14 protein-coding genes are annotated in these 17,104 nt (G+C 61.1%); 3 read left to right on the forward strand and 11 right to left on the reverse strand.

Annotated elements, in window-relative coordinates; all coding sequences use genetic code 11:
• Positions 1–34: 34 nt before the first annotated feature.
• The 4 genes from PMI22_RS21035 to PMI22_RS21020 all read right to left on the reverse strand — a co-directional run bounded on the left by PMI22_RS21035 (position 35) and on the right by PMI22_RS21020 (position 5,669).
• The gene (locus PMI22_RS21035; RefSeq protein WP_007944294.1) at positions 35–1,594 is read right to left on the reverse strand and encodes an amino acid permease; all 1,560 of its coding nucleotides are present in this window, start codon (positions 1,592–1,594) and stop codon (positions 35–37) included.
• Positions 1,595–1,732: 138 nt separating this feature from the next.
• Positions 1,733–2,893 (reverse strand): iron-containing alcohol dehydrogenase, encoded by a 1,161-nt coding sequence (locus PMI22_RS21030; protein WP_007944295.1) that lies wholly within the window; start codon positions 2,891–2,893, stop codon positions 1,733–1,735.
• Positions 2,894–2,896: 3 nt separating this feature from the next.
• Positions 2,897–4,288, reverse strand: coding sequence for an aldehyde dehydrogenase family protein (locus PMI22_RS21025; protein WP_007944297.1), 1,392 nt, complete (start codon positions 4,286–4,288; stop codon positions 2,897–2,899).
• 7 nt (positions 4,289–4,295) lie between these two features.
• Entirely contained in the window at positions 4,296–5,669 is a 1,374-nt protein-coding gene (locus tag PMI22_RS21020) for a glutamine synthetase family protein (RefSeq protein WP_007944298.1), read from the reverse strand.
• A gap of 261 nt (positions 5,670–5,930) precedes the next feature.
• Here PMI22_RS21020 and PMI22_RS21015 point away from each other — a divergent pair, with 261 nt between their 5' ends.
• The 3 genes from PMI22_RS21015 to PMI22_RS21005 all read left to right on the forward strand — a co-directional run bounded on the left by PMI22_RS21015 (position 5,931) and on the right by PMI22_RS21005 (position 9,832).
• Positions 5,931–6,944, forward strand: coding sequence for a helix-turn-helix transcriptional regulator (locus PMI22_RS21015; protein WP_007944299.1), 1,014 nt, complete (start codon positions 5,931–5,933; stop codon positions 6,942–6,944).
• A gap of 315 nt (positions 6,945–7,259) precedes the next feature.
• Entirely contained in the window at positions 7,260–8,672 is a 1,413-nt protein-coding gene (locus tag PMI22_RS21010; protein ID WP_007944301.1) for a purine-cytosine permease family protein, read from the forward strand.
• Between the two features lie 152 nt (positions 8,673–8,824).
• A complete protein-coding gene (locus PMI22_RS21005) occupies positions 8,825–9,832 on the forward strand; it encodes an Ldh family oxidoreductase (protein ID WP_007944303.1) in 1,008 nt (335 codons plus the stop codon).
• Between the two features lie 116 nt (positions 9,833–9,948).
• On the opposite strand, the gene PMI22_RS21000 is transcribed toward PMI22_RS21005, so the two are convergent.
• The 7 genes from PMI22_RS21000 to PMI22_RS20970 all read right to left on the reverse strand — a co-directional run.
• Positions 9,949–11,529, reverse strand: a complete 1,581-nt coding sequence (locus PMI22_RS21000) for an aldehyde dehydrogenase (NADP(+)) (RefSeq protein ID WP_007944305.1) — start codon at positions 11,527–11,529, stop codon at positions 9,949–9,951.
• A 26-nt stretch (positions 11,530–11,555) separates the two neighbouring features.
• Complete coding sequence (abaF, locus tag PMI22_RS20995) at positions 11,556–12,953, reverse strand: fosfomycin efflux MFS transporter AbaF (protein ID WP_007944307.1); 1,398 nt, start codon at positions 12,951–12,953, stop codon at positions 11,556–11,558.
• A gap of 70 nt (positions 12,954–13,023) precedes the next feature.
• Positions 13,024–13,941, reverse strand: a complete 918-nt coding sequence (locus PMI22_RS20990) for a dihydrodipicolinate synthase family protein (protein WP_007944309.1) — start codon at positions 13,939–13,941, stop codon at positions 13,024–13,026.
• A 120-nt stretch (positions 13,942–14,061) separates the two neighbouring features.
• Entirely contained in the window at positions 14,062–15,090 is a 1,029-nt protein-coding gene (locus PMI22_RS20985) for a trans-3-hydroxy-L-proline dehydratase (protein WP_007944310.1), read from the reverse strand.
• Between the two features lie 117 nt (positions 15,091–15,207).
• A complete protein-coding gene (locus tag PMI22_RS20980; RefSeq protein ID WP_007944311.1) occupies positions 15,208–15,930 on the reverse strand; it encodes an amino acid ABC transporter ATP-binding protein in 723 nt (240 codons plus the stop codon).
• Complete coding sequence (locus PMI22_RS20975) at positions 15,923–16,573, reverse strand: amino acid ABC transporter permease (RefSeq protein WP_007944312.1); 651 nt, start codon at positions 16,571–16,573, stop codon at positions 15,923–15,925. The genes PMI22_RS20980 and PMI22_RS20975 overlap by 8 nt, the downstream gene beginning before the upstream one ends.
• A 10-nt stretch (positions 16,574–16,583) precedes the next feature.
• On the reverse strand, positions 16,584–17,104 hold a 521-nt coding region (locus PMI22_RS20970), incomplete at its 5' end, for an amino acid ABC transporter permease (protein ID WP_007944313.1).

The following is a 17,104-nucleotide window of genomic DNA, read 5'->3' on the forward strand; positions in this document are numbered from 1 at the left end:
CGCCAGCTGCTACAGGTTGCGTCCAGCGATCAACTCAAACCCGTTTATCCAACGCGGCCTCAGCCGCCGCAATTTGCGCCTGGCGCTGAGCAATCACGTCGCCCACCGGCGGCCCCTGAAAGCGTCGCGCTTCAAAGCCGAACCAGACAATGGCCGTCAGCACCAGGAATCCGATGGTGATGTACAGCGCCCAATCGTTCGGTGGCTGGATGCCGATGATGAAGATGATCACCATCGAGAGGACCGAGAGGAGGGCAAACACGGTGTACCAGAAGCGCCCCATGTTCCACGGCCCCATGGTCGGCCATTTCGCGGTCCCGAAGGTAAACAGGCCCAGCACAATGGGAATGACGAAAGAAAAGAACAGGAAGATCACCGTGCAGGACACCACGATGGTGTAGACCGGCGTTTCACCGATCGAGATCACCGACGAGCCCCAGACGAACAACACCGCGAGGGTGGCGCCGGTCCAGATCGCGGCCACCGGGCTGCGAAAGGTCGGTGAGACCGAGGCCAGCGCTTTGGAGCACGGCAGGCCACCGTCGCGTGAGAACGCGAAGATCATGCGTGACACCGAGGTCACGGTCGCCAGCCCGCAGAGAAACTGCGAGATGAATATCGCCACGTACAGCGCGAGCTTCAGGGGGGGGTTGACCTGGGTGTCCATCGCCCAGAAAAACACGGTCCAGCCATGTGATGCGGCTTCGTCCATGTTGGGCAGCATCAGCACAAACGAGCTGAGCATCACCCAGCCAAACAGCAACGACCAGACCACCGACATGACCATGCCACGCGGCACGGACATAGCCGCATTGCGCGTTTCTTCGGAGGTGTGTGCGGAGGCGTCATAGCCGGTAATGGTATAGATCGGCAACAGCAGGCCGAGCATGAAAATCCAGCCGTTCGACACCTGCGGCCAGACGCTGCCACCCGCCTCACCGGAGTAGTTGCTGAAAGTCCACAACCGCGCAAATTCATAACTGGGTGCCGAGATCAGGCAGACGATGGTCAGCGCCAGCGCCGTGGCGAAAATCAGGTAACCGGAGAAGTCGGTGAGCTTGGCGGTCAGGCCGATCCCTAAGTGGTTACACAAAGCCTGGAGGCCAGTCAGCACCGCAAGGAAAATCACCCGGACCGTGGTGGTGTCTTCCATGCCCAGGGCCGGGCCGAAGGCTCCGAAAAAGAAGTAGTAAGTACCGACGTTGATCGCCCCCAGCACGGTGACCAACCCCAACAGGTTGAACCACGCGGTCAGCCAGCCGGTGAAGCGGTTGCCGAGAATCGAACCCCAGTGATACAGGCCACCAGCGGTGGGGTAGGCCGAGGAAATCTGCGCCATGGCCATGGCGAACACCCCGGAGATCAGGCAGCCAATCGGCCAGCCGATGCCGATGGAGGCGCCGCCCGCACCCGAGGTGCCCTGTGCAAGGGAGTTGATGCCCCCGGAGAGGATGCAGATGATTGAAAAGGAAATGGCGAAGTTGGAAAAAACGCCCATTCGTCGCGAGAGCTGCTGGGCGTAGCCCATGCTGTGCAGCGCCTTGACGTCGTCGTCATGCGACGCGTCGGCGCCGGGCTGGCTTGCTGGATTCATGTTGTGTGTGCCCCATCAGGTTTTGCTACGCATCCATCCGGAAGGCCCGGACGGGCTGGCTTTCAACCCCATGTCGTACTGCTCCTGTCTCCAACCGGTACAACCTGCCCGTGCGCTGAGCACAGGCAGTCAACTGCTCTACAGGCGACCGTGGTACGCCGCGTCGAAAATCTCTGCCGCACCGGCCTTGGTCAGTGGCAGCGGATTGCCGCCGGCAGAAGGGTCGACCACGGCCATGTCCGCGATCAGGTCGGCCTGTTGGTTATCCACCCCCAGCTGCACGAGCGTGTGTGGCACGCCGATGTCTTTGCGCAGCTTGAGGATGAAGGCCAGGAAACTGTCGAAGCCGGGGGAGGGCAGCCGTAAATACGCAGCCAGGCGCGTGATGCGTTCTTCGATGGCCGGGCGATTGAATTTCAGGACGTAGGGCATGAAGGTCGCGTTGGTCATGCCGTGATGGGTGTCGTACAGCGCGCCCACCGGATGGGAAAGGGCATGCATCCCGCCCAGGCCTTTCTGGAACGCAGTGGCGCCCATCGCCGCCGCCGCGAGCATGTGCGCGCGCGCATCAAGGTCGGACGGTGTGTGCACGGCGCGCACCAGTGCGTTGGCCACCAGACGCATGCCTTCCACGGCGATGCCGTCGGCCAAGGGGTGAAAACCGGGGGTGCAGTAGGCTTCCAGGCAGTGGGCCAAGGCGTCCATGCCGGTGCCGGCAGTGACTTTGGCCGGCATGCCGACGCTCAGGGCCGGGTCGCTGATGACCACGCGCGGCATCATTTTCGGGTGGAAGATGATGCGTTTGGTGTGGGTAGCCTCGTCGATGATCACCGCTGCACGGCCCACCTCAGAACCCGTGCCTGCGGTGGTCGGCACCGCAATCACCGGGGCGATGCGGCTTTCGTCGGCACGGGTCCAGTAGTCGCCGATGTCTTCGAAATCCCAGACGGGACGCGTCTGGCCGCTCATGAAGGCGATGAGCTTGCCCATGTCCAGGCCGCTGCCGCCACCGAAGGCGATCACGCCATCGTGGTTGCCGGCGCGCCAGGCATCAAGGCCACCGGCCAGGTTGGCTTCGACCGGGTTGGGCTTGAGGTCGCAAAACAATTCGACGCCCAGGCCGGCGGCGCGCAGGGCTTCCAGGGTGGCGATGGTCATTGGCGCACGCGCCAGGCCACTGTCGGTGACCAGTAGAGGGCGCTCGATGCCCTGGCTACGGCAGATGTCGGCGAGTTCGGCGATGCGGCCGACACCGAAGCGGATGCTCGTGGGGTAGTTCCAGTTCGCGGTCAGGCTCATGGCTCAAATCTCGTGGCGCAAATGGAAGGATTTGGCGCGGGTCAGGTGTTCATAACCGAGGCGCGACAGGGTGACGCCGCGCCCGCTGTTTTTTACCCCGGTCCAGGCCAGGGCCGGGTCGAGGTAGTCGCAGCGGTTCATGAATACAGTACCGGTGTCGATGTCATTGCCCAGGCGTTCGGCGGCGGCCAGGTCCTGGGTCCAGATGGAGGCGCTGAGCCCGAACTCGCTGTCATTCATCAAGGCGAGGGCTACGTCGTCGTCTTCCACCGGCATGATGCCGACCACGGGGCCAAAGCTTTCCTCGCGCATGACTGACATTTGATGAGTGACGTCGACCAGCACTTGCGGCGCGAGGTAGGCGCTGCCCGCTACATCAGCGGGAAATGCCTGGGGTTCAATCAGTGCCGTTGCACCTTGGGCCAGCGCTGCGGCGATCTGACCACGTACGAAATCAGCGGCAGCCGGGGTGACCATGGGGCCGAGCGTGGTGGCTTCGTCCAGTGGATTGCCGAGCACGTATTGACGGGTCAGGGCAGCGAAACGCTCGATGAAGGCTGGGTAGACCTGCTTATCGACATAAATGCGCTCGATCGCGCAGCAGCTCTGCCCGGAATTGAAAAAGCTGCCGTCGACCAGGTTTTCTACCGCATGGTCGAGATTGGCATCTGCGCGAACATAGGCCGGGTCTTTGCCGCCGAGCTCCAGGCCGACGCCTAGGAAGCGCCCGGTGGCGGCAGTTTCCATGGCCTTGCCGGCGCCGACGGAGCCAGTGAAATTGACCTGATGAACACGTCCCGAGCCAATGATCGCAGCGGTCTGGCTATGGTCGAGCAGCAGGTTATGGAACAGCCCGGCCGGGAGGTTGGCGCGGGCCATGGCCTCGGCGAACCGTTCGCCAACCAGTAGGGTTTGCGATGAGTGTTTGAGGATCACGCTGTTGCCGGCCATCAGCGCTGGAATGATCGTATTCACGGCGGTCAGGTACGGGTAATTCCATGGCGCAATGACCAGCACTGTCCCCAATGGATCACGTTGAATGTGCCGGCGGAAACCGCTGACTGGCGTGGGTTCAATCGCTGCCAGCGCTTCAGGCGCAATGGCTATCATGTGCCGCGCACGCTCTTCAAAACCGCGCAATTCGCCCGCACCAAACCGTACCGGGCGACCCATTTGCCAAGCCAGCTCTCGCACGATGTCAGTCTTCATCGCTAGCATCGCGTCCACCACCGCACTGCAAAAAGCGGCACGTTCGCTCAGTGGCCGGCGTTTCCATTGCGTCTGGGCGGTGGCAGCTGCCTCCAGCGATTGCTCGATTTGCGCTGGATCGGCGTAACGACGTTCAGCGTAAACCCGGCCATCGACCGGGGAGATGAGTTGAATGGTTGCCGTCATGGTGACCTCAATAGCGTTCAAAGCCGCGTTGCAGTTCCCAGTCGGTGACGCGCCGGTCGTACTCCTTCTGCTCCCATTCGGCGGTGTGCACGTAGTGGTCGATCACTTCATCCCCGAACGCTTCGCGCAACATGCTGGAGGTCTGGAGTGCGGCGCAGGCTTCGCGCAAGGTCTTGGAAACTTCCGGCAAGTGTTCGTCGAGGTAGGCGTCGCCTTCAAAGGGCGGCGCGAGGGCGAGCTTCTCGTCGATCCCGGCCAGGCCCGCCGCGATCAGGGCCGCGAAGGCCAGATACGGGTTGAGGTCGGCACCGCCGATACGGCATTCGATGCGGATGGATTTGCTCTCTTCTGCGCACAAGCGAAAGCCTGCGGTGCGGTTGTCCCGGCTCCACACCGCACGCGTCGGCGCAAAGGTGCCGGCCTGAAAGCGCTTGTACGAGTTGATGTAGGGTGCGAGAAAACAGGTGATGTCGTTGGCGTACTTGAGCTGCCCGGCGACCCATGAGCGCATCAGTGTCGACATGCCGAATTCAGCCTTGGCGTCGAAGAACAACGGCTTCTTGCCGTTCTTGTCCCACAGCGAATTGTGGATGTGGCTGCTGGAACCGGCGGCGTCATAGCGCCACTTGGCCATGAAGGTGATCGCCTTGCCTTGCAGTTGCGCGATCTCTTTGCAGGCGTGCTTGATGATGACGTGGTGGTCGGCCATGGTCAGCGCATCCGCATAGCGGATGTTGATCTCTTCCTGTCCCGGCCCCCATTCACCCTTGGAGTTTTCCACGGGAATGCCGCTGGCCTGCAGATGCTTGCGAATCGCCCGCAGCACCGGCTCTTCGCGGGTGGTCTGCAGGATGTTGTAGTCCTCGATGTAATGGCCGGCGGTTTTGGGCTTTTGGTAGTTGCGCTCGTGGATGGCCTCGTAGCTCTCGTCGAACAGATAGAACTCCAGTTCCGAGGCGAACATGCCGGTATAGCCACGCTCGCGCAGGCGTTCGATCTGTTTTTTCAGGATGGCCCGGGGGCTGTGCGGCAAGTCGCGGCGATGGTGGTGATCGAGCACATCGCAGAGCACCAGCGCCGTGCATTCCAGCCACGGCACCCGCCGCAGGGTGGACATGTCGGGCTTGAGCACAAAGTCGCCATAGCCTTTGCTCCAACTGGCGGCGGCGTAACCCGGTACGGGTTCCATGTCGATGTCGTCGGCCAGCAGGTAGTTGCAGCAGTGGGTTTCTTCATGGCCGCTGTCGATAAAAAACTCGACCTGGAATCGCTTGCCGACCAGGCGACCCTGCATGTCGACCATGCAGACCAGTACGGTATCGATTTCGCCGGACACGGCGGCACGCTTCAATTCATCAAAGCTGAGGAGGGGCTCGGTCATCACGTCAGTCCTGCGTGAAAGTGTGGGCCAGTCTGAAATAGCTGTTGCAGACGCTCTTCAGAAAAACCCAAACCCTGCCGGAGCGAGCATCGTGCGCAATAAGCTGATCCTTAGCTTAGCCTAATGCGGCTTTGTGCAAGTTTTGCTGCTTGCTGCCTGATAAATCAGCCTGGAATTTGGCGATTCAACGTGTTTCTGGACGCCGTCGCTGCCCCTATGGCATGGTCGAAAAAATACCACGCAGCCAACAGGATTCAGCAAATGGAGGAGGGGGATCATCTCTGCGGCACACCGTCGATGGCGACGCTCAAGGCATTCAATCATTGCGTGTTGCACCTCGGGCGACTGGCTCGGGAACGTGGTGCCTCGCAGTTCATCGAAGACGGGCTGCAAGCCTTTCGCCCACTGGTGCCGTTTGCTTCGGCGTGGTGGGGCGAGATGTCTACGTCAGACGCCCAGGTAGCGCCGAAAAGCTGGATGCACGGGCGCATCGACCTGCCCGAATCGTTTGCCGCCGAATGGCACAAGAGCGCGGGCAGCGACCGGTTCTCCCACGACACCTTGAGCCAACCCGGTGAAGTGGTGCGCGACAGCGGTTTCACTGACCCCCATGAAGAGGTCGACGCCTTCGCTCGTCGTCATGACCTCTACCACCCGATGTGCATCACCTTCGAGCTGCCCGAAAGCGGTTTGATGTTCTTTGTCTGCCTCTATCGCGGCGAACAAGCACTGGCCTTCAACGACAGCGAGGACGCGTTGTTTTCGGCGTTCTGTGATCACCTGTTGCAGCTGTGGCGATTCCAGGTGCAAGACATGATTCGGTTCGACACCGGTAACGGCGCCAGCGACTTCGGGGTCGCGCGCATGGACGGCACGTTGTTGTACGTGGGCGCCAGCCTGTGCGCGGCGATACAGCGCGAAGTGCCGGGGTGGGACGGTTCGATATTGCCGGCGCAGGTAATCGCCCAACTGCCAAAAGCGCCGAGCGTCATGCGCCTGGGACGCTGTGCGCTGACCCTCAGTCTGAATGCCAGGCACGTCATTCTGTCCCTCGAAACCCAGTCACGCGGTGCCGTGCTGGCGCCAAGGGAGCGGACGGCAGCGATGCTGTTCGCGGCCGGTCACTCGTATAAAGAGATCGCGAAAATCCTCACCTTGAGCCCCGCGACCGTGCGCACCTATCTGCGCAACTGCTACTTGCAGCTTGGCGTGAAGAGCAAGGTCGAGTTGGGTTCTGTTTTGTCTGCGCAGACAACCCGCCGCGAATCCCGGTGACGCCCACTCATTCACTGACCCCTCCTCATTTGTAGAGGTCCATCCAGCGGCCGCGCGCGATAGGGTATGCCTTGCATATCAGGGGCTTGCGCGCAGGCTGTTCGGGCCTCTTCCAAAACTATAAAAACAGAGGTGGGTAGTTGAAATTTTCCAGGCTTTTTGTCGCCATTGCGCAAACCCAGGGTGGGAGCGAGCCTGCTCGCGATGACGGCGGCACAGTCAACACTTGCGTCGCCTGCCAGTCCGCCATCGCGAGCAAGCTCGCTCCCACAGGGGATTGCGTGAATCCGTTCTACCTTGGAAGAGAAAAAAATAATGACTGAGCTCCGAGATTATCAACAACGAAGTCCCCTGATCGAGACCCGTTCCATCGATTACATCCCCGAGTCCGAGCGTCATGGCAGCCTCTACAGTCAGTTCACCCTGTGGCTGGGTGCCAACCTGCAAATCACTGCAATCGTCACCGGCGCGTTGGCCGTGGTGTTGGGCGGTGATGTGTTCTGGTCATTGATTGGCTTGCTGATCGGTCAGTTGCTCGGCGGCGCGGTCGTCGCGTTGCACGCTGCACAGGGACCGAAACTGGGTCTGCCGCAGATGATCTCCAGTCGTGTGCAGTTCGGGGTCTACGGCGCGGCTATCCCGATAGTCCTGGTGTGCCTGATGTACCTCGGTTTCAGTGCCACCGGCGCGGTGTTGTCGGGGCAGGCTATTGCCCAGTTGATCAGCGTCAGCGACAGCACCGGCATCCTGATTTTCGCCGCGTGCATCGCGTTCCTGACGATCTTCGGCTATCGGGTGATTCACCTGGTGGGGCGTGTGGCCAGCGTGCTGGGCATCATCGCCTTCGCCTACCTGTTTACCCGCTTGATGACCCTCAACGACATTGGCCTGCTCCTGGAAAACCGCCACTTTACCTGGAGCACGTTCCTGCTGGCGGTGTCGCTGTCGGCGTCGTGGCAGATTGCGTTTGGCCCGTATGTGGCCGACTACTCGCGTTATTTGCCGAGCAAAACTTCGTCGTGGAAAACCTTCACCGCTGTTGGCCTGGGGACCGTGCTTGGCGCCCAGGCTTCCATGGTGTTGGGGGTGTTCGTCGCCGCACTGGCCGGCGCCACCTTTCGCGGTCACGAAGTGGCGACCATCGTCGGCCTAGGCAGTACCGGAGTGATGGCGTCGCTGCTGTACTTGAGCGTGGTCTTCGGCAAGGTCACGGTGTCGACGCTTAACGCTTATGGCAGCTTCATGTGCGTGGCCACCATCATCAGCGGCTTCCGCAGTCGCCTGGAAATCACCGCCCGCCAGCGCATGCTGTTTGTGATGTTGATAGTCGCGGCATCGACCACGCTCGCGTTGCTGGGGCAGTACTCGTTCCTGAACTCGTTCAAGTACTTCATTCTGTTTTTGCTGACGTTCTTTACCCCGTGGAGCGCGATCAACCTGGTGGACTACTACTTCATCAACAAGGAGCGTTATGACATCCCGGCCTTGTCCGACCCGGCGGGGCGTTACGGTCGCTGGAACGTGTTGGGGATCAGCGTGTACGTCAGCGGCGTGTTGATCCAGCTGCCTTTTGTCGATACGCGCTTCTACTCCGGGCCGATGGTCGCGCAGCTCGGCGGCGTGGATATTTCCTGGATTGTCGGGTTGGTAGTGCCGGGCGCTCTTTATTACCTGCTGGCCAAGAAGTCAGCGCTGACGGTGCCGGTTGCACGAAGCACGAAGGCCTGACCGAGAGGGGCGACAGTGCATTGTTCGTCATTGCACTGTCGCTGGTCGTTGATGAAGCGCCTGTGCTGATTTCGTCACTCCCTCCGTGCAAACCCATCAAGCCCTATCGCCTTGAATAGACCACCCTGACCGGTCTGTTCAAGGAGATGACCATGATCCGACTGACCCTGATCGAAGCCCACGCGTTGGCCGAATCGATCCTGCTGCACAACGGTTTTAACCTGGCCCATGCGCGTGCGGTGGCGGCGACGGTGATTGCCGGCGAGCGTGACGGCTGTGCCTCTCACGGCTTGTACCGGATTCTGGGGTGTGTCAATTCCCTGCGCGCCGGCAAGGTGTCGGCCACGGCTGAACCCGAGGTGATCAATCAGGCACCCTCGATCGTGCGAGTGGATGCCGGCGGAGGTTTTTCCCAGCTGGCGTTTCAGGCAGGTTTGCCGCTGTTGACGGAGAAAACCCGGGCCAACGGGATTGCGGCACTGGCGATCAATCACTGCGTGCATTTCTCGGCGCTGTGGGTGGAAATCGAGCAGTTGACCGCTGCCGGCCTGGTGGCGCTGGCATGTAATCCGAGTCATGCCTGGGTGGCACCGGCCGGTGGGCGTTTGCCAGTGTTCGGCACTAACCCCATTGCCTTTGGCTGGCCCCGTCAGGGACGTGATCCTTTTGTGTTCGACTTCGCCACCAGCGCCATTGCCCGTGGTGACATCGAACTGCACCGACGTGCCGGCAAAGCGATCCCTGAGGGCTGGGGCGTCGACGCGCAGGGGCAGCCGAGTACCGATGCCAACGTCGTGCTCGACAGCGGCGCGATGCTGACGTTCGGCGGCCACAAGGGATCGGCGCTGGCGGCCATGGTGGAGTTGATTGCCGGGCCGTTGATCGGTGACCTCACCAGCGCCGAGTCACTGGCTTACGACGCGGGCAGCAAGTCCTCGCCCTACCATGGCGAATTGATCATTGCTCTTGATCCACGACGCTTTTTGGGGGACGCGACTGAGGTCCATTTGGCCAGGGCTGAAGCGTTGTTTCAGGGAATCGAAGGGCAGGGCGCACGCTTGCCGTCCCAACGTCGATATGAGGCGCGGGCGCGCAGCCTTGTGGAGGGGGTGCAAATTCCTGAGGCGTTGTATAACGACCTGAAGGCATTGTTGGCTTGATTCAATAATTGTAGGAGTGAGCCTGCTCGCGATAGCGGTGGGTCTGCCAACAGGGATGTTGAATGTACTGCCGCTATCGCGAGCAGGCTCGCTCCTACAGGGGTTTTCGGTGTTTTTCAGATCGGATTTCGGTGACTGTTGCCGTCGACAAGTCGGGCAATACCCAGTGGATTGGCATTTTTCAGTGGCTCGGGCAACAGCGCGTCCGGGCAATTCTGGTAGCACACCGGGCGCAGGAAACGTTCGATGGCCAGGCTGCCGACTGAGGTGCCCCGGGCATCGGAGGTGGCCGGGTAGGGGCCGCCATGCACCATCGCATCACAGACCTCGACGCCGGTAGGGTAGCCATTGAACAGTACCCGACCGACCTTTTGTTCCAGCAGGGCCAGCAGCTCTGCGTGTTCATGCAGCTCCTGGGGTTCGCCAATCAGGGTCGCGGTGAGTTGACCGTGCAGACTGTTCAGCGCCTGGCGCAGTTCGGCTGTATCGCCCACTTCGACGATGAGGGTGGTCGGGCCGAACACTTCTTCCTGTAGCAAGGGATCACCGTCGAGCAGCAGGCTGACGTCGGCCTTGAACAGATGCGCGCGCGCCTGATTGCCGTGTTGGCCAAGGCCGGTCAGGTGGGTCACGCCGGGGTGGTCGAGCAAGGCCTGCACGCCTTTTTCATAGCTGCCCAGGGTGCCGGCATTAAGCATGGTTTGCGCCGGTTGTTCAGCCAGCAGCGCAGTGAGGGACTCGGTGAAGGCACTGAATTGCGCCGAGCGCAGGCCGATGACCAACCCCGGGTTGGTACAGAACTGGCCACAGCCAAGCACGACAGAGGCGGCCAGTTCCCGGGCAATATTCTCGCCGCGAACGTGAAGGGCTTCAGGCAATACCACGACCGGATTGATGCTGCTCATTTCGGCGAACACGGGAATCGGTTGTGGTCTTGCAGCCGCCATGTCGCACAGCGCCCGTCCACCTTTGAGTGAGCCGGTGAAGCCGACGGCCTGGATCGCGGGATGCTTGACCAAGACTTCCCCCACGCCCGCCCCGTAGATCATGTTGAACACACCCTTGGGCATACCGGTCTGCTCGGCGGCGCGGATGATGGCATCGGCCACCCGTTCGGCGGTCGCCATGTGTCCGCTGTGCGCCTTGAACACCACTGGACAACCGGCGGCCAGGGCCGCAGCGGTATCGCCGCCGGCCGTGGAGAACGCCAGCGGGAAGTTGCTGGCGCCGAACACCGCCACCGGGCCGACGCCAATCCGGTACTGACGCAGGTCGCTGCGGGGGAGCGGTTGACGTTCGGGCAGGGCACGATCGATGCGTGCTCCATAAAAGTCACCACGACGCAGGATTTGGGCGAACAGGCGCATCTGGCCGCTGGTGCGTGCGCGTTCACCCTGTATACGTGCGCTCGGTAAAGCGGTTTCGCGGGTGACCAGGGCGACGAACTCGTTATCGAGGGCATCGAGTTGTGCGGCGATGGCTTCAAGAAAATCCGCACGGCGTGTTGCTGGCATAGAGCGAAAGGCCGGGAACGCCGCGGCAGCGGCCTGTGCGGCGGCGTGCACTTCGGCTTCGGTGGCTTGTATGAAAGAGAAGGGCAGCGCCTCGCCGGTGCTGGCGTCATGGCTTTGCAGAACGATGCTGCCGGCGGCGCTGCGTGTACCGCCGATGTAGTTGTGGCCGAGGATCTGGGGCATGAAAAACTCCTGTCGGGATAGTGGGCTCAGGCCAGCGAATCGCCTCGTTGCGGGGACGCGGGAGCGGCGTTGCCCTGCGCCGCGATCCGCGCGGCGGACTCGGCATCCACCGCGTGCAGCGACTTGCCACGGGTTTCCCGGGTCAGCCCGACGGCAACGACAGAGATCAGCGAAGCGCCGACCAGGTACCAGGCGATGGGCGTTGAGCTGTGGTACTTGTTGAGCAGCGTGATCGCAATCAGCGGGGCCAGGGAACCGGCGAAAATCGGCGCCACCTGGTAGCACAGCGAGAGGGCGGTGTAGCGCACGTGAGTCGGGAACATCTCGGCCATCAACGCAGAATACGGTGCATAGGTCATCGATTCGATGGCCAGGCCCAGGGTGATGGCCGCCATGATCAGCCAGTTGTTCCCGGTGTCCATCATTGGGAAGCCGACGAACCCCCAAAATGCGGTAAGTACCGCGCCAACCAGGTAGACCGGTTTGCGCCCGACAAGATCGGACAGATAACCCATCAGCGGGATCATGAAGAAATGCAGCAAGTGTGCACCGAACATCAGAAACAGAATCTCTGAGGTGTCCTTGTGTACCACCAACTTGAGGTAGGTAATCGAGAACGTCACCACGGTGTAGTAGAGAATGTTTTCGGCAAAGCGCGCACCGATACCCACCAGCACCGAACGCCAGTGGTGACGCAGCACTTCGACCACGCCCAGTTGTTGCTGCTTGGTGTGAGCCTGACGAGCCTGAGCCTCCTTGAAAATCGGCGCATCATCGACACTGGTGCGAATCCAGTAGCCGATCAATACCACCACCGCCGAGAACCAGAACGCTACGCGCCAGCCCCAGGCGAGGAAGTCTTGTTCCGACAGGTTCGATGACAACAGCAGCAGGGCGACCGTCGCGACCAGATTCCCGGCCGGCACACCGGCTTGCGGCCAACTGGCCCAGAAGCCACGGCGATTATCCGGGCAGTGTTCGGACACCAGCAGAATCGCGCCACCCCATTCACCGCCAAAGGCGAAACCCTGGATCAGCCGCAACAGCACCAGTAACACCGGCGCCGCGTAACCGATCTGGTCGAATCCGGGCAGGCAACCCATCAGGAATGTCGTAATGCCGACCACCACCAGGCTCAGTTGCAGCAGGCGCTTGCGGCCAAATTTGTCACCGTAGTGACCGAACACCAAGCCACCCAGCGGGCGGGCGAGAAAGCCTACAGCGTAGAGCGCGAACGCGGCAATGATGCCGTCGATGGGGCTGTCGGTCTGTCGAAAGAACAGTTGGCCGAAGACCAATGCCGAAGCGGTACCGTAGAGAAAGAATTCATACCACTCGGCGACAGTGCCGGCCATGGCGGCGGCCACGACACGTTTGAGTCCGGAGGGGGTGGTTGCGCGTTGAGTGTCTTGAAGATTTGGCATGCTGACGTTTCCTGTAGAGGCGCAAAAACAGGCAGCCGGGTCGGGCCGTGAAGGCCCGCCCGGCAATCACTCAGAGACCGACGTCCGGCAGTTGCGGACGGTTCGCCAGGGCTTTGGCCATGATTTGTTCGACGAACACCCGATCCGCTTCCGGCAAGGCCAGGCGTGGCGGACGGGTCAGCGCGCTGCCGCGACCGGCGATGGCTTCACACAGCTTGATGCACTGCACCAGGTCGGCACGGGCATCCAGGTGCAGGATTGGCATCAGCCATTCGTAAATCGGCATGGCTTCGGCGAAGCGCCCGGCCTTGGCCAGACGGAAAATGGTTTCGCCTTCTTTCGGGAACACGTTGGACATGCCCGAGACCCAGCCTTCGGCACCCACGGCGATGCTTTCCAGCACCACATCATCGAGGCCGGCGAACAGTACGAAGCGGTCGCCGACTTCATTGCGCACGTCGATGAAACGGCGGGTATCGCCGGAGGAATCCTTGAAGCACACCACGTTGTCGCAGTCGGCCAGGGAAATCAGGATGTCCGGGGTCACGTCGTTTTTGTAGATCGGCGGGTTGTTGTAGACCATCAGCGGCACGTCGGCATTCTTGGCCACGTAGCGATAGTGCTCGGCGGTTTCAAACGGCTTGGAGCCGTAGACCAGAGCCGGCATCAGCATCACGCCATCGACGCCGACCTTGCGTACTGCGTTGGCGACCTTGGCCGCTTGCACACTGGTGAATTCAGCCACGCCACAAATCACCGGCACCCGGCCGCGAGAAGCATCGACAGCGACTTCGGTGACGGCGATTTTTTCTTCGGCGGTCAGCGAGGTGTTTTCGCCGACGGAACCACACACCACCAGGCCTGACACACCGTCGCGGATCACGTTGGAGATCACCTGGTGGGTTTTATCCAGGTTGATGCTGAAGTCATCGTTGAATTGAGTGGTTACCGCAGGGAAGACGCCACTCCAGTTGATACGCTTGCTCATTTGTTGCCTCCGGATCGTTAATTGTATTTCGTATACGATATTTAAAATGAAAAGTTTCGGCCAGTGTTTTTTTCGGGTTTTTGGGGAGATTTAGTAGCCGTTGGTCTGGGTGTTAAGGGATTAAGCACCCGGCCAGGTGTCGGACAGGCGATAGCCCTGTGGCCATGGATCGCTCGGATCGAGTAGCAATTGGTGGGTGCCGGTAATCCAGGCCCGCCCGGAAATGCACGGGTAAATAGCGGCGCGGCCGGCTACTTCGGTTATTGAATCAATGCGGCAGTGGAACTCGGAACCGATGATCGAACGACCGATAAAACGTTCGCCAACATGCATCAAGCCCTTGGCCTGCAACACCGCCATGCGCGCCGAGCAGCCAGTGCCAGTGGGTGAGCGGTCGATTTTGCCGGGTTGAATCACCACCGCGTTGGCGCCTGTGGCGATACCGTTCTCATGGACGATAGGCGCCGCGATCTGGCAAAAGGAGATGTGCGACCACTCGGGGTTCAGCGGATGCACAAACCCTAACTGCTCATTGGCCGCCCGAGTGATTTTCAGTCCGACGTTCACCAGATCGGCAGCCTCGTCCGGACTGATTGAAAAACCCAGACCCTTGGCATCGGCGATCACGAAACTGTCACCGCCATAGGCGGTATCCACCTTGAGCGAGCCGAGACCTTCGACTTCGATCCACGCATCGAGGCGATCGGCGAAGGACGGCACGTTCTTGATTTCGACCCGTTCAACCTTGCCGTCACGGCAATCGGCAACCACCTCAATCAGCCCGCCGGGAGCCTCCAGCACCATTCGGGTTTGCGGTTCGGTCATCGGCAGGATGCCGCTGTCGAGCAGCACGGTGGCCACGCACAGTGAGTTTGAACCGGACATCGGTGGCGTGTCCGCAGGCTCCATGATGATCCAGGCCATCTGCGCCCGCGGGTCCTTGGCCGGCACCAGCAGGTTGACGTGGCGAAACACGCCACCGCGCGGCTCGTTGAGCACAAAGTTGCGCAGGGTTTCATCCTTGGCGATCCAGCGCGACTGTTCCCACACGGTGGCACCGGGCGGCGGGGCGACACCGCCGACGATCACGTCACCGACTTCGCCTTCGGCGTGGCAGCTGACGACGTGGATTACTTTTGATGAGCGCATGGTTTGATCCTTGTTGTGTCTGTTGGGGCCTCATCGCGAGCAGGCTCACTCCTACAGGGTTCAGTGTCCAACTCAGATCCACTGTGGGAGCCAGCCTGCTGGCGATGGGGCCATTTGTCATTTCACCGATTTCAAAAACGCCGCAGTCTCCGCATGCACCGGATTACCAATCACCTGATCCGGTGACCCAATCTCATGCACCAACCCATTGCGAAAGAACGCCACCCGGTCGGACACATCGCGGGCGAAGCGGATCTCGTGGGTCACCAGCACCATGGTCATGCCGTCTTCGGCGAGCATGCGCATGGTGTCCAGTACCTCGCCCACCAGTTGCGGGTCGAGGGCTGAAGTGGCTTCGTCGAACAGCATGTATTCCGGTGACATCGCCAGGGCGCGGGCGATGGCCATGCGTTGCTGTTGACCGCCGGACAGCTTGCCGGGGAAGGTCTTGAGCTTGTCGCCCAAACCGACGTGGGTCAGTTGTTGCACGGCCAGTTCTTCGGCTTCGGCCTTGGTTTTGCCCAGCACTTTGCGCGGGGCGAGCATGACGTTTTCCAGCACCGTCAGGTGCGGAAAGGCGTTCCATTGCTGGAACACGATGCCGATCTTCTGGCGCAGGCGGTTGAGGTCGGTGGTGCTGTGATGAACTTCGACCCCGTCGACTCGGATGTTGCCTTTCTGGATCGGCTCCAGGCCGTTGATGCACATCAACAGCGTGGATTTGCCGGAGCCGGAGCCGCCGATGATCGACACCACCTCACCCTTGTTCACGGTCAGGTTTACGCCCTTGACCACTTCGAGGTTGCCGAAGGATTTGTGTACGTTATCGATCTCAATCATTTTCCTGCCACCTTCTTTCCAGACGAGCGCCGAGGCGTGCAACCACCAGGCTCATGACGTAGTAGATAAGGCCCGCGATGCACAGCACCAGCAACGGTTCCTGGATGCGGGTGACGATGGTTTGCGAGGCGCGCAGCAGTTCGACGATGCCGATCCACATCACCAGCGCGGTGTCTTTCATCACGCCGAGCACCAGGTTCAGCCAGCCGGGGAAGGCGACTCGCGTGGCCATCGGCAGGACGATCCAGCGCAGGTCCTGCAAGAAACTCAGGCCCAGTGAGCGGCTGGCCCGGCGCACCGTGAAGGGCACCGCCAGCACGCCGCCGCGCACGATCTCGGTGAAGTAGGCGGCGGTGTACACACCGAGCACGATGCAACCGACGCTGAAGGCGCTGATGTTCAGGCCGACGATGCTTTTGAGGGAGTTGAACAGCACGAACTGGATCAACAACGGCACGCTGCGAAACACGTCCAGCACCCAGGCCAGCGGCAAACTGGCCCGTGGCAACAGAGCCCGCAGCAAGCCGAACAGCAGCCCGGCGATGGAGCCGAGGATGATCGACCAGAACGTCAATTGCAGCGTGACCCAGGCGCCATTGAGCAGGAACAGCAGGTCATTGGAGGAAAAACCGGTGGCGAACATGGACAGCTCCTCAGTAACGAAACAACCGCCAGGCCATCAACCGGGCGCTCGCGACAATCGCCTTGGCAATCGCGTAATACAGCACCGCCGCAATCGCGAAGTACTCGAAGGTGCGGAACGTTTTGACGTTGTAGTCCTGGGTCACCCCGGTCAGGTCATTGTTCAGCCCCACGATGACCCCCAGCGACGTCATCAACACCGCCCAGACCATTTGGTTGGTCAGCGGGTAGAACACGATGCGCAACAGCTGCGGGACGATGATCATGCGGTAGGTCTGAAAGGCAGTCATGCCCAATGAGCGGGCGGCGCGCACCTGGGTCTGGGGCACGGCCTTGAGCCCGCCGCGAAAGTTTTCCGCCAGGTAGCCCGCGTTGTTGAAGGTGATCCCGGCCAGCAATGCGAGCCACGAGCTGACATGCAATCCGAGCGAGCCGAGGCCGAAGTAAAGGATGTAGATCTGGAACAACGACGGCGTGTTACGGGCAATCGATACCCAGCCGTTGCCGATACCCCCCGGTGTCAGGATAGTTG

Source organism: Pseudomonas sp. GM21, assembly GCF_000282215.1.
Taxonomy (GTDB): domain Bacteria; phylum Pseudomonadota; class Gammaproteobacteria; order Pseudomonadales; family Pseudomonadaceae; genus Aquipseudomonas.